General features: G+C 40.5%; 11 protein-coding genes. 9 read left to right on the top strand and 2 right to left on the bottom strand.

Annotated features, from left to right (window positions below; translation table 11 throughout):
• Positions 1–47 precede the first annotated feature (47 nt).
• On the bottom strand, positions 48–1,226 hold the full coding sequence (locus tag AC1DU2_RS14075; protein ID WP_477385002.1) for an efflux RND transporter periplasmic adaptor subunit: 1,179 nt from the start codon (positions 1,224–1,226) through the stop codon (positions 48–50).
• Positions 1,227–1,289: 63 nt separating this feature from the next.
• The gene (locus AC1DU2_RS14070; RefSeq protein ID WP_477385001.1) at positions 1,290–2,636 is read right to left on the bottom strand and encodes a TolC family protein; all 1,347 of its coding nucleotides are present in this window, start codon (positions 2,634–2,636) and stop codon (positions 1,290–1,292) included.
• A 366-nt stretch (positions 2,637–3,002) separates the two neighbouring features.
• Here AC1DU2_RS14070 and spt point away from each other — a divergent pair, with 366 nt between their 5' ends.
• The 9 genes from spt (at position 3,003) to AC1DU2_RS14025 (ending at position 14,683) form a co-directional block, all read left to right on the top strand.
• Positions 3,003–4,208, top strand: coding sequence for a serine palmitoyltransferase (gene spt, locus AC1DU2_RS14065; RefSeq protein ID WP_477356257.1), 1,206 nt, complete (start codon positions 3,003–3,005; stop codon positions 4,206–4,208).
• A gap of 114 nt (positions 4,209–4,322) precedes the next feature.
• Complete coding sequence (locus AC1DU2_RS14060; RefSeq protein WP_477356255.1) at positions 4,323–5,441, top strand: GNAT family N-acetyltransferase; 1,119 nt, start codon at positions 4,323–4,325, stop codon at positions 5,439–5,441.
• Complete coding sequence (locus tag AC1DU2_RS14055) at positions 5,438–6,424, top strand: NAD-dependent epimerase/dehydratase family protein (RefSeq protein ID WP_477356253.1); 987 nt, start codon at positions 5,438–5,440, stop codon at positions 6,422–6,424. The genes AC1DU2_RS14060 and AC1DU2_RS14055 overlap by 4 nt, the downstream gene beginning before the upstream one ends.
• A 200-nt stretch (positions 6,425–6,624) precedes the next feature.
• Positions 6,625–7,950 carry an inositol-3-phosphate synthase gene (locus AC1DU2_RS14050; RefSeq protein WP_477356251.1) on the top strand — a complete coding sequence of 442 codons (1,326 nt, stop codon included), beginning with the start codon at positions 6,625–6,627 and terminating at the stop codon, positions 7,948–7,950.
• Positions 7,951–8,573: 623 nt separating this feature from the next.
• Positions 8,574–11,132: a DUF5686 family protein gene (locus AC1DU2_RS14045; RefSeq protein WP_477385000.1), complete on the top strand. Its 2,559-nt coding sequence runs from the start codon at positions 8,574–8,576 to the stop codon at positions 11,130–11,132.
• Between the two features lie 25 nt (positions 11,133–11,157).
• The gene (locus tag AC1DU2_RS14040) at positions 11,158–11,880 is read left to right on the top strand and encodes a CDP-alcohol phosphatidyltransferase family protein (protein WP_477356247.1); all 723 of its coding nucleotides are present in this window, start codon (positions 11,158–11,160) and stop codon (positions 11,878–11,880) included.
• Between the two features lie 227 nt (positions 11,881–12,107).
• Positions 12,108–12,734 carry a sterol desaturase family protein gene (locus AC1DU2_RS14035; protein WP_477384999.1) on the top strand — a complete coding sequence of 209 codons (627 nt, stop codon included), beginning with the start codon at positions 12,108–12,110 and terminating at the stop codon, positions 12,732–12,734.
• 1 nt (position 12,735) lies between these two features.
• A complete protein-coding gene (locus AC1DU2_RS14030; RefSeq protein ID WP_477384998.1) occupies positions 12,736–13,674 on the top strand; it encodes a phosphatase PAP2 family protein in 939 nt (312 codons plus the stop codon).
• A 241-nt stretch (positions 13,675–13,915) separates the two neighbouring features.
• The gene (locus AC1DU2_RS14025) at positions 13,916–14,683 is read left to right on the top strand and encodes a tetratricopeptide repeat protein (RefSeq protein ID WP_477356241.1); all 768 of its coding nucleotides are present in this window, start codon (positions 13,916–13,918) and stop codon (positions 14,681–14,683) included.
• Positions 14,684–14,837: the final 154 nt, after the last annotated feature.

Below are 14,837 nucleotides of genomic sequence, written 5' to 3'. Positions count from 1 at the left end.
CAGGTGTTATCCTGCCAATCGCTTAAATCTTTCCTTATCTGTTCATACTATTTTTTGGGGGCTGCACCAGCCGGCGGGCCACCTGCGCCAAGGGTAATCCTGCCGCCATCGCGCAAGCGCTGGAAACCATCGGTTACCACTTTATCCCCGGCTTTAATGCCATCCATTACAACAATACTGGTATTTACACGTGGGCCAAGCTTTACTTTTATTTGTTTGGCAATAGTATCGCGCCTGTCTTTTACGGTTTTATCGGCGCCGGTATCTTTAACCGTGGTATCCCGGGTTACAAAAACAAAAAACTCGCCCATTTGCTCGGTAACCGCTTTATTAGGTATTTGCACCCGCTTGCCCGATTGACTGTTAAGTACCTGTAAAACACAGCTCATACCATCCTTCAGCACATCATCTTCGTTCGGGAACTGGATCCTTACTTTTATACTACCAGTACCGCTGCTTACTCCCCTGTCAATAGCTAAAACTTTACCAGTTTTATTATAGGTTGTGCCATCGGGTAACTGTAATTTAAATGTGGTATCGCTGCTTGATTTTTGCAGGCCATAAAAACGGTTAATATCCTGCTCGTTAATTACCACATCCACGCCAATTGGGTGCTCGGCCGATATGGTGTTCATCAGCGTTGTACCAATGGCCACCTGCGCTCCTAACCTCACCTGCGATATGCCGATACGGCCTGTAAATGGTGCACGTATGGTAGCGTACGATAGATCGGTAGCTGCCGATGCAAGGCCTGCTTTGGCCACTGCAACCGAACTTTTGTTGGTTTCATAAGCTGCAACGGCCTGGTCTACAGTCTGCCGTGCAATAGCATCGTTTTTCAACAACATGTTGTAACGGTCAACATCTTTTTGTGCTTTGGTAAGGTTGGCCTGCGCACTCAATACATTGGCTGCAGCCTGCTGGTAAGCTGCTTCGTATTTACGCTTATCAATTTCATAAAGCACTTTTCCTTTTTCAACAATATCGCCTTCTTTAAAAAATATACCGGTTACAAACCCTGGTACCTGGCTGCGCAGTTCAACGGTATTAATGGATATAACCGTTCCCTGGTAGCTATCATAATAGGTAGCGTTACCAACTGTGGCATCGGCAATTGAAACCGGCGTTGGCGGTGGGGCAGCCGGGCCTTTTTTATCCTGTTTGCCGCATGATGCCCATACCAATAATGCTGCAGGGGCTAACCAATATATATATCTGTTCTTCATTATAATGATTTGTTCGTTTGAGTGTCTTTTTAAAAAAATATCCTAAGTGCTAATCTTATGTATTTATTGTAGTGGCAATGTGCCCAATGCTTTTTGCAGGTCAATTTTGCTGGCCAGCAGCTGGAACAGCGCATTATAATAATTCAGCTCGGCTGTCCTCAGGTCCGATTGTGCTACAATAACATCGAGGTAAGTTTTAACACCTTCGCGGTATTGCAGGCTTACTATTTTATATACATCTTTTGCAAGGTCAACATTTTCGCGCACCAGTTTATAGCTGGTAAAATTGCTTTTGTAACCAGCAAGGGCTTGTACATACTCGGTATAAAGGCTGTTTTTGGTATTTACAATATCAAGGTCGGTACGTTCAACCTGTAAACGCGCCTTGCTTAAATTCTGAAGTCGCTTACCGCCCTGAAAAATGGGCAGGTTTAATGTTAGGCCTACATAACCTGTGGGGTAGGCATTACTATACAGCGGGCTAAAATTGTGGTTAAAGTAGGCATAATTATAACTACCCACCGCCGATAGCGAAGGCAAAAAGCCATAATGGTAATAATCAACATTTAAAATCTTCAGTGCTTTACTGGCTTGCAGCAACCGGTACTCGATACGGTTATTTACATCAAGCACCTGGTTGGTATCAATAGCAGCCTCCTGCTCATAGCGTGATGAATCATATGCCAGCGTAAGTGTATTGGGCCCGGCTACACCCATAATTTGTTTTAAATAAGCAGTTTTACTTTTGATAGACTCCTCGGTTGATTTACGGGTAGCGATTGAATTATTAAGGGCGATGGTTGCCTGTTTAAAATCTGTTTTATCAGATACGCCTGCCTGGTACCGGTTGGTAGCATCCTTTAAACTCCGTTGCAGCCTGGTAATATCTTCATTGGTAATATCCAGTTGTTTTTGTGACAACAGCACATCAAAAAAAGCCTTGCTTACATCTGTTACCACATTTATCTGGCTGCTTAGCGTATTATCCTTATAGTACTCCCTCGAATATTTTGACGCCTTTGAAGCCAGCAGCACATCATTATTATAAATAACCTGCGATGCGGTAACACCCAGGGTTGACAGGTTACGGATACTGCCCGCGTTTGACGGAATGTTGGCTCCTGATGAACCCGCCTGCGGCTGTCCTTTAAAATAATAATTATAAAGGCCCGATGAATTCACCTGGGGCAGCCATCCCGATAGGCCGATCCTGATATCACGTTCGTTAATCTGCTCATCAATAGAAGCCTGCCTTACAGCCGGCTGGTTGCGCAACGCGTAATCAACAGCCTGCTTTAACGTAACTGGCCCGGTAATTGTATCAGCACCTGTTTGCGCGAAAGATTGCGAATGTAAAATTAATGTTAAATTGACTATCGTTAAGAGGGATAAGTACTTTAGTTTTTTCATACAGAGGAAATAGATGTCAATGGTCGCCGACCTAAACTACAAATGCAGCTGCACTTAGTTTTAGTTTAAATTATATAGGGAATGTGCGAATATGTGGTTAATATTAGCAAATTAGCATCAACCACAAAAATTTTACGTAAACTTTATAAAAATGCGACAAAAAACGTGTTTTGGCCGTTTTTACAAAAAAATGAAAATAAGGGATAGCAAATAAATAAAAATTTTAATTAATTTGCCATGTGGTTTAATACGGCTTTGTCAGAACTTAAACGTTCGGGAAAGCTTATTTAAAAAAAATTACATTTACCGTATAAGTTATACACTTATTCATGGTATTTTTACGCAAAATTAAAGCAGAGTTAATACATGGTTAAAAAACTACATGGGAAGATCGCCGAGTTCCAGGTTGCAAATATGCTCCGGGAGAAGGGATTGTATCCTTATTTCAGGCCTATTGAGTCTGCTCAGGACACTGAAGTATTAATTGACAACAAAAGGGTATTAATGTTTGGATCTAACTCATACTTAGGCCTTACCAATCACCCAAAAATTAAAGAAGCTTCAAAAAAAGCGATTGATAAATATGGCACAGGCTGTGCCGGATCGCGTTTCTTAAATGGTACACTGGATATTCATATTGAGTTAGAAAACAGGCTTGCCACTTTAGTTGGTAAAGAAGCCGCCGTTTTATTTAGCACAGGCTACCAGGTAAACCTTGGCGTACTATCCTGCATTACCGGACGTAATGATTACATTATTTTAGACGAATACGATCATGCCTGTATCATTGATGGTAGCCGACTTTCGTTTTCAAAAGTGTTAAAATACGCCCACAATGACATGAACGACCTGCAGCGCAAGCTGGCATTATTGCCCGAAGAAGCTGTAAAGGTTATTGCCGTTGATGGTATTTTCAGCATGGAAGGTGATATTGTTAAGTTACCTGAAATAGTTCAGCTTGCCGACCAATATGGTGCAAACATCATGGTTGATGATGCGCATAGCCTTGGGGTTATCGGTCATAATGGAGCAGGTACTGCATCGCACTTTGGGCTTACCAAGGATGTTGACCTTATTATGGGAACCTTTAGTAAGTCATTAGCTTCATTAGGTGGTTTTATTGCTGCCGATAAGGATACTGTTGACTTTATCAAACACCGCGGCCGTTCGTTAATGTTCAGCGCGAGTATGACACCAGGATCTGTTGGCAGTGTAATTGCAGCATTGGATATTATGGAATCAGAACCCGAAAGGATTCAGAAACTTTGGGATAATACCAATTATGCTATGAAACTTTTGCTTGACGAAGGTTTTGACCTTGGCCCAACCGAAAGTCCGATATTGCCTATCTACGTACGCGATAACGAGAAAACTTTCCTGGTAACCAAACAACTGCAAGCGGCTGGCATTTTTGTTAACCCTGTTGTTTCGCCGGCTGTACCTTCAGATTCATCGTTGCTGCGTTTCTCATTAATGGCTACTCATACATTTGAGCAAATTGAAGAAGCTGTTGAAAAGCTGACTAAAGTATTTAAAGAAGTAGGCGTTACTTCTGTTAAAGAAAAAATATAACCATATAAAGTGTCCGTGTGTATGACTGGCTGCTGTTTTATTAAAAGCAAGCCTGTACACACGGACTTTTACGTTCATATAGCCCTTAGGGCAACCAATTAGTGCAAACCACTCATGATAAAAATTGTAACTGTTAGTTCCAAAAAGGAACTGGCTTCATTTATTGATTTTCCGCATGATTTGTATGAGGGCGACCCAAACTATGTTCCAGAACTGTTTATAGCCCAGCGCGACCTGCTAACCATCCACCCTTTTCATAAGCATAACAAGTTACAACCATTTTTAGCCTACGACGGCGATAAAATTGTAGGCCGTATCGCAGCCATCCTGAATAACGCCCACAACGAATACAATCAGAAAAACGATGGTTTTTTTGGCTTTTTTGATTGTATAGATAGCACCGAGGTTTCAAACCTGTTGTTTGATGTAGTTACCGGCTGGCTTAAAAACAAAGGTGTAACCGGCCAGCTTTTAGGCCCGGTGAACTTTAGCACCAATGAATCTTGCGGATTATTGATTAAAGGCTTTGATAGCCCGGCGTTTTTAATGAACACCTACAATAAACCGTATTACGCCAACCTTATTGAAAGCTATGGCTTTGGTAAGGATGTTGACATGATAGCATGGCACTGGGACGGGCAGGAATATGATGATAAATCGGTAAGGTTATTAAACTCTTTAGAGGAGCGTTTAAAACGGAGCAATATCATTATCCGCAAAGTAAATTTAAAAAAATTCAAAGAGGAAGCAGCCAAGCTTCGCGAAGTATATAACTCGGCCTGGGATAGTAATACCGGCTTTGTGCCCTTAACCGACGAGGAATTTGATTACCTGGCCAAAGATCTTAAACTGATCCTCGATCCTGATTTTGCATTGGTTGCCGAGCAAAATGGCAAAATAGTAGCCTTTGGTTTGGCCCTGCCCAATTATAACGAGATTTTTCAGAAAATAAAACGTGGCCGTTTGTTGCCAACCGGCATATTTAAACTGCTGTTTGGTAAAAAAAATATACAAAGCATCCGCATTTATGCGTTAGGGGTAATAGATGGTTACCGTAAAATGGGTATTGAGGCCTGTTTATATGGTACTATTATCAGAGAGTACAAGGCCAAAGGCTTTAAACACGCCGAAGCCGGTTGGACTTTAGAGCATAATGACATGGTAAACCGGGCTATAGAAGCCATCAAAGGCGACCCGTATAAAACATACAGGTTGTACCAAAAAACGATATGAGGGAAAAGGTTTTGATAACCGGGGCAAGCGGTTTTGCTGGGTTTCATATTATCGAAGAGGCATTACACAACAACCTTGAGGTATATGCCGCCGTGCGCAAAAGCAGCAAAACAGATCACCTGAAAAATCTCGATATCAAATTTGTCAACCTTAATTACCGCGACCTTACTGCACTAAAACAACAACTGGCCGATATCAAGCCCGATTATATTATCCACGCGGCCGGCGTTACGGCAGCAAAATCACAGGCGGCCTATAACTATATTAATGCCACCCATACGTTCAACCTCGCTTCTGCCGCGGTACAGGCGGGCATTAACCTGAAAAAGTTTGTGCTCATCAGCAGCCTGGCAGCACTTGGGCCGCTTAAAACATTATCCGGCACCATCAGCGAAACTATCAAACCCAACCCGGTTACTGCTTATGGCCGCAGTAAGCTACTGGCCGAAGAACAGTTAAGGACGGTTGAAAATTTAAACTATACTATATTGCGGCCAACGGCTATTTATGGCCCAAGGGATACAGGAATATTTATATTTTTTAAGCAGCTTACCCGAGGCCTTGAGCCGTATATGGGCAAGGCCGATCAAAAACTAACCTTTATATATGTAAAGGATGTAGCCAAAGCTTCCATAAAATCATTGTACGACGGAAACAATACAGATTATAATTTGAGCGACGGCAATTTTTACAGTAAATATGAGTTAGCCAACTTAGCCAAGGAAGCTTTGAGCTTAAAAACCTTTAAATTTCATTTACCTGTAATATTTGTAAAAATAATAGCCTTTGTATCAGAAAAAGTGAGTTCTTTGAGCAACAAAGCCGCCATTATAAATATGGAGAAGCTTGACGAACTCATGGCCGTTAACTGGTCGGTTGATATCGAAAAAGCGAAGTCGCAGCTGGGGTTTTATCCGGCCTACAATTTACAAACCGGCTTAATTGAAACACTAAAGTGGTATAGGGCCAACGACTGGTTGTAACGCCCGGCAAAAAAACATGATTACATAAAGTATTAAAATTGACTAAAACATAAATATTATCAACTTACTTAAACGTTTAAGTAAGTTGATAATCAAGAACTTATCAATAAACGCAACTTTAAAAACAACAAAAGGTAAAACGGCGACAAATCATTTACACAGCCCTTTTGCCCCCAACAATTAAACAATAAATAAGTATAATGAAAATCAAAATTTCTCCAGCCGAAGGTAAACTGGGTATCCTTATCCCTGGTTTGGGCGCAGTAGCCACCACGCTGATTGCCGGCGTTGAAGCTGTAAAAAAAGGCATTTCGCAACCAATCGGCTCTCTTACACAAATGGGACACATCCGTTTAGGCAAACGTACCGAAAACCGTAACCCTAAAATTAACGAATTTGTACCGCTTGCCCAGCTAAACGATATTGTTTTTGGCGGTTGGGATGTTTATGAAGACAATGTTTACCAGGCTGCATCAAACGCTAAGGTGTTGGAATCGTCGTTACTGGATGCCGTAAAACCAGCATTGGAAGCAATTGTACCGATGAAGGCCGCTTTTGATCAAAACTACGCTAAAAATCTAAGGGGTACCCACGTTAAAACCGGAACGCGCTATGAGCTGGCGCAACAGGTAATGGAGGATATCAAAAACTTTAAAGAGCAAAACGGATTAGACCGTGTTGTATTGGTATGGTGCGGATCGACAGAGATCTATTACGAGGCATCGGCCATCCACCAATCGCTTGCTGCTTTTGAACAGGCGTTAAAAGATGACGACAAATTGATAGCGCCAAGCATGATATACGCTTACGCAGCTTTAAAATTAGGTGTGCCTTTCTCAAACGGTGCCCCTAACCTAACCGTTGATATTCCTGCTTTAATTGAGCTATCGAAATTAACCAAAACACCTATTGCGGGTAAAGATTTTAAAACCGGCCAAACTTTAATGAAAACAGTTCTGGCTCCGGGCCTTGCAGCACGTTCATTAGGCGTACACGGCTGGTTCTCTACCAATATATTAGGTAACCGCGATGGTTTGGTATTGGATGATCCTGATAACTTTAAAACCAAAGAAGTATCAAAATTAGGCGTGCTGGAAGATATTTTTAAACCCGAAGACAACCAGGAGCTTTATGGTAACATTTACCACAAAATCCGTATCAATTACTACCCACCACATGGCGATAACAAAGAAAGCTGGGACAACATTGATATTTTTGGCTGGTTGGGTTACAAAATGCAAATCAAAATTAACTTCCTTTGCCGCGACTCTATCCTTGCCGCTCCTATTGCGCTTGACCTTGCTTTATTTAGTGACATGGCCAAACGTGCCGGCATGAGTGGTATTCAGGAATGGTTATCATTTTACCTTAAATCGCCCCAAACTGCTGAGGGTTTACATCCCGAGAATGATATATTTAAACAATTGATCAAGTTAGAGAACACCCTTCGTTATTTAATGGGCGAAGATTTGATAACCCACCTTGGTTTAGATTATTATGACGATATGTTTGCCCAGGAAGCATAATAAATTGTAATAAAATGAAAATCAGCCGTATAAAGTCCGATCTTTATGCGGCTGATTTGTTTATAAGCCATCCTTAAACCTAAGTTTATTAATTGCTAAGCTGCCAAATATCAATTAAGCTGTTAATAAATGTTAAATACTTATGGTAGCTGTACAGCAGGCCTGCAATTTTTAGTACTCTTGTAACAATATTTTTTGTTAAAGACTGTACTTCTACAGGTTACGTATATGCAAATACTGATTAGTATGCCCTGCTATGTATTTATTATCATTATTTAGCTATTAGTATAATTTCAAGGTAATTTATTTAAATGATTACCGTTGTTGTAACTACCGCAGACAATATTTGACTTTTTGACCACATTAGTCTGTAGGGATTTTTTTTACCTTTGGAACGCAGTTACAAGCGTGATATAGGAGTTATAAAAGGTGCATTAAACCTATTTAAAACAGGTTTACCACCTGATTAGTCCAAAAAGTGGGATCAGTGCGGATGATTGATCGGCCTGATAATTTAAACTGATAACTAATAATATCGGTAACCAAAAGGTTAGCTAAATAGCGGGGCGAGATTATATTATCATTCAAAAAAAGGTTTGTATTTGCATAATTGCATAAAGTACATGAAGTTTAAAAAAATTTACAAAAGTCTATTCTTTTCAATATTCTTTTTTTCCGTTACATCAATATTTGCCCAAACCACTATTATTACTGGCAAGGTTACTGATGCGGGCAATAAACAAACCCTTCCCTACGTAGTGGTTGGCTTTACCGGAACCACCACCGGGGTTACTACCGATAATAATGGAAATTACCGCCTGTCAATAACCAACCAAACTTATAAGCAAATAAAAATCTCCTTTTTGGGATACAAAGACGCGTTTTTGGCTGTAGTACCAGGTAAAGAGCAGGTTATTAACGTGAAGCTTTTTCCATCGGCCCAGCAATTGGCCCAGGTTACTATTAAAGCCGGCAAAAAACCCAAATACCGCAATAAAGACAACCCCGCCGTTGAACTGATACGTAAGGTTATTGAAAATAAAGAAAAAAACCGCCCGGAGGCCTATGATTATGTTGAGTACCGCGAGTACGATAAAATGATGTTTGGGGCAGCCAATGTTTCGGCAAAATTTTCGGATCGTAAATTTTTCAGGAAATATAAGTTCATCCTTGATAACAGGGATTCAACCACTGTCCCCGGAAAATCCATCTTACCTATTTTCCTGAACGAAAAAATATCGCAGAATTACTATCGTAAAACGCCCGAAAAAACAAGGGAAATTGTACTGGGTGAAAAAAATGTAAACTTTGGCCCTGCTGTTGATAACGCCGGCCTTACACAATATTTCAAGCACTTATATACCAAGGTTAATATCTATGATAACAATGTGCTGTTAATAACCAGCCAGTTTTTAAGCCCGATATCAGATAACTCACCTAACTACTACAAATTCTTCATCACCGATACCATTACCGACGAGCATAATCATAAACTGGTTGAGTTAAGCTTTACTCCAAGAAACACTACCGATGTATTATTTGAGGGGCGGATTTATATTACTCTCGATGGTAATTATGCGGTTCAAAAGGCCAACCTTATTGTAAACAAAAATATCAACATCAACTTTATCCGGTCGATACAGGTAGATTTAACGTTTGAACAAAATCCGGACGGGCGTTACCACATGAGTAAGAGTACCACCACCGCCGATTTTGGAGCATCAAAAAAAGAAGCAAAAAGCAGCCTGTTTGGTACCCGTACCATTACGCTGGGTAACTATGTTGTAAACAAGCCCCGGCCCGATACAGCTTACAATAAACAATCAGAAGAAGCCTCGGATGAAGCTAAAAACAGACCGGACGCTTTCTGGCAAAAAAACAGGCTTGATACGCTTACTACGGCCGAATCAAAAGTTTATAAAAACATTGATAGCTTAAAAGATATGCCATCTTATAAGCGTACGGTTGATATTGCTACGCTGTTACTTGCGGGTTACAAAGGCTTTGGCAAATTTGAAATTGGCCCTGCAAACACTTTTTATAGCTTTAACCCTGTAGAAGGTTTCAAACTTAGGTTTGGGGGCCGTACCACACCGGCATTAAGCAAGCGCTACTATTTTGAAACTTACGCGGCTTACGGGTTTAAAGACGAACGCTGGAAATATTTCCTGAGCGCAACTTATTCGCTTAATAATAAATCAATCTATAAATTCCCACAAAACTATTTAAGGGCTAGCTTTCAGCGTGATACGAAAATACCTGGGGCCAACCTTCAGTTTGTACAAGAGGATAACTTCCTGTTGTCATTCAAACGTGGGGTAAATGACAAATACCTGTACAACGATAATTATAGAATTGATTACGTACACGAGTTTGAAAGCCATTTTTCATACAGCGCCGGTTTTAACGCATGGAACCAGGAGCCTGCCGGATCATTATATTTCAGGCCGGCTAATGACCTTACACATCCGGTTCATGATTTAACTACAACAGAATTTACCGCAGGTTTAAGGTACGCGCCTAACGAAGAATTTTACCAGGGCAAAATTTACCGTACCCCGCTACCCWATAAATATCCTATTTACCAGGTACAATTTACAGCGGGTGTAAAAAATATTTTTGGTGGCGAATATAATTACCAAAAAATTGATGCCCGTATTGATAAACGGGTTTATGAATCGCAGTTAGGTTATGCCGATGTAGCCGTATATGGTGGCAAGGTGTTTGGAACAGTACCATATCCGCTGTTATCAATTCCCCGCGCCAATCAAACCTATGCCTATGATATCGACTCCTATAACCTGATGAACTTTTTGGAGTTTGTTTATGATCATTATGAAGGTGTAAGGATTGATCAGCACTTTATGGGTTTCTTCTTTAATAAAGTGCCCTTGTTTAAAAAATTAAAATGGCGCGAAACCGCTTCCTTTAAGGTACTTTGGGGTGGCTTAAGTGATGGTAATAATCCTTCGATACACCCGTCACTGTACCAGTTACCTGTTGATGCTAATGGAGTGCCCCTTACTTATTCATTAGGCCGCACTCCTTATGTTGAGGGAAGCGTTGGTATCGAAAACATATTTAAGCTAATTCGTGTTGATTTTGTGGAAAGGTTTAACTACCTTAATCATCCGAACGTAGCAAATTGGGGTATACGCACCAGAATTAAATTTGATTTTTAATTTTGTACATCAAACTATTACAAAAATGGAACAAAAAATATCGCTTAGAACAAACCTGCAATTAGGTATTTACCGGGTGATTGATCCCGTTGTAAAAATTCTGATCAAGGTTGGATTAACACCAAACGCAGTTACATCAATTGGTTTTGTGCTGAACGTGGGTGTTGCGGCCATTTTTATTTTAGGTGCCGAAGAAGGTAACCGCGGCGATTTGCGTTATGTGGGCTGGGCAGGTGGCTTAATACTGTTTGCCGGCTTATTTGATATGCTTGATGGCCAGGTAGCCCGCTTAGGCAACATGAAATCAACCTTTGGCGCCTTGTATGATTCCGTTCTTGACCGTTACAGCGAGTTAATCATGTTCCTGGGTATTTGTTATTACCTGGTTGGGCACCACTATTTTATAAGCTCGATAGCTGCGTTTATAGCCCTCATAGGCTCGATGATGGTAAGTTATGTAAGGGCACGGGCCGAAGGCCTGGGTGTTGAAGTAAAAGGCGGCTTAATGCAACGGCCCGAGCGTGTGGTTACTATTGGCGTATGCGCGTTAATAAGCGGTATAGTTGCACAATACATTGGCGGCAATTATAAATTGTTTATACCAGGTGTTAAATTTCACATATTTGAGCCGATATCGATATTTACTTTCCCATTGGTATTACTGGCTGTGCTAACCAATATTACCGCTTTTAACCGGTTAAGAGAAGCAAAAAAAGCTTTAATAAAACAAGAGGAAGAAGCAGCTTAAGCTTAGAGCAGCAAGTTATAAGCCTGAAGCGGGATTGGATATTTGTTATATGAAATTCAACTGATAACTGACAGGTCAAGACTTTGAACTTACAACTTGAGACCCCGGCTAAATTATCGTACCTTCGTGCAAGGGCTGTACTACAGTTCCTGGTAATAAATTATATCAAAACAAAACATTAAAATAACAGGCGAAGAAATAGTTAAAAATTTTAAACCTGATATATTATGGCGACAAAGAATTATGTATCTAACTCACAGGAGTCTGTGAGGATGTTTAAAAGCAACTTTTTAGAGGGGTTATCAAAGGTGCATTATACCGTACCCTTGTATATTTTTGTACCGGTTATCATTTACTCAACCTACCTGGCCTTTAACGCGGGTATTGGTTTTATAAAATACACCGAACTGTTTATCCTGGGATTATTTATCTGGACAATTACCGAGTACATTATGCACCGCTTTGTTTTTCACCTTAAACCCAACGAAAACTGGGAATGGGCGAAAAGGTTGCATTTTATTATGCACGGCGTACACCACGATTACCCGAGTGATGCCAAACGTTTGGTATTGCCGCCGTCATTAAGTATCCCGCTGGCTACCGGCTTTTTCTTTTTATTTAAATGGATATTGCCCGTCGATAATGTTTTTGGCTTTTTTCCCGGCTTTATATTAGGCTACCTGTTTTATGATATATCGCACTATGCTATGCATCACTTTAACTTTAAAAGCGGCCTGTTTAAAAAAATAAAGCAACACCATATGCTGCACCACTACCAGGATCCCGACAGGGGCTACGGTGTAAGCTCGCCGCTGTGGGACAAAATATTCCGTTCCGGATTTTTAAAAAAATAAGGTGAATACTACCGCGCATAACAGTGTAACAATCAATACCAAAACGGTACTTATTGTTTCGCTCATCTCGATAGGGTATTTAGTACTCTCTTACTTTTTAATAGGTTATAAAAGCGATGAATTAACGCTTGTACTGATATTTAATTCCCTTTTTTACGCATCGGCGGTTACCCGAAAATTCATTCTTGGTTTCAGCATCTTCATTGTATACTGGATCATATTTGATTATATGAAGGCCTTCCCCAATTACAATTTCAATACCGTACACATAGCCGATATTTATAATTTCGAGAAACGCTTGTTCGGCATCCATTACAAAGGCAGCCTGCTCACCCCCAATGAATACTGGCGGGCAAACGGCAACACGGTTATGGATGTTATGGCAGGTATATTTTACCTGTGCTGGATTCCCGTGCCGCTTGCTTTTGCAACCTTTTTGTTCTTTAAAAATAAAAAACAGTTCCTTAAATTTTCCCTCACCTTTGTACTGGTTAATTTATTGGGCTTTGTGGTATACTATGCCTTCCCGGCTGCACCACCCTGGTATGTGCAATACCATGGCTTGCAATTTCATCCCTTAACCCAGGGTAATACAGCTGGCCTGGCTAAATTTGATGAATTTTTTCACGCAGGCGTTTTTAAGTCTATTTATGCCAAAGGTTCAAATGTATTTGCTGCAATGCCATCATTACATTCATCGTACCCGGTTATTGTTTTATATTATGGCATTAAAAACCGCCTTGGCAAAGCAAATTTATTTTTTGCCATAGTAATGCTGGGCATCTGGTTTACCGCTGTATATGCCAGCCACCACTATGTGCTTGATGTATTGGCGGGCATCACCTGCGCATCCATCGGCATTTTCCTTTTCAACTTTTTGCTGAAACGATCAAAGACACTGCAGCACTTTATCACCCGTTACGAACAGACTATTGTTTAGTACATAATACTTATACCGGGCGTAAATGATGTCCTGTTTTGTGTACCAAATGAAATGTTCAAAAAAAACGCGCCGCTGTTTAAAAAAAAACTCGCCCATGTTTAGTGCAAAAAGCGCCCCTACAGTGCAGGAATTAATATTTCATATCAATTTTATTCGGCCGGGCAGGCAATTTGAGTAGTCGGGCACATTATTTGACTAAGTAATATTAAAACATATTGCTATATTCGATAACCCCTATATGAAGAAACTGCTTACTTGCCTCATCTTTATCCTTTTAGCCGGATCAAAATTATCAGCCTACACTGGTGACCTGGATAGCCTTAAGCAAAAATTACAGGTCACAAGCGATTCTTTAAAGGGTCCTATCTACAATGCTATCGCCGAAGAATACATGCACTATGATACAGTTAGCAACAGGAACTTAAGACACTATTTTAAAAACGAAGCGTTAAATTACTCCATGCTGGCGTTGCATGTATACTCAAGCATTAATGATTCTTTAGGTTTACGTACCTGTTACAACAACCTGTCAAAAATATACCGCTCTCAGCATAATTACAGCCAGGCCAAATGGTTCATATTGCAATCAAACAACATCTCCCGTTTAAAACACGATGTTCCTAACATCATTTCATCGTTAATTGAACTATCGGCTATAAAAGGTGATATTAAAGATTACACACTGGCCATGCGCGATCTGAATGAGGCACTTAAAATCGCAGTAAAAAATAAAGACCCCAGGAATGAATCGGCAGTACAGGTAGGTTATGCCGATTTATACCGGCATATGAAGAATTACGACAAAGCTGCCGTTGCCATAAAACGACATGAATTTTTAGACGACAGCATCCAAAAAGCGGAGGAAACCAAATTGGCAATGGTTGCCAAAAAAGATTCTATTCAGATTAAAAAACAGGATTCTATCATCGTCAAAAAAAAAGTATATACCTCCAGCTTCAAACGCGGCTCCAAACTCGCCTCGGCAAGGCATACCGTCTCGTTGTAACGCTTATCATTGCCCTTGCAGTTATGGCAATAGTAGTAATGATCTATTACGTRCAGCGTAAAAAGCGAAGCCGTTGGCGTATAAGGCCCCGGAAACCGAGGCAGTAGTCATGTTTTATTCAGTAACCCTATCAGGACTATGCCAAGTGATCAAT

The sequence above is a fragment of the Mucilaginibacter sp. P4_C11 genome (assembly GCF_056402115.1).
The sequence above is the reverse complement of the archived record's forward strand: the minus strand, read 5'-3'. Positions and strand labels throughout refer to the sequence as shown.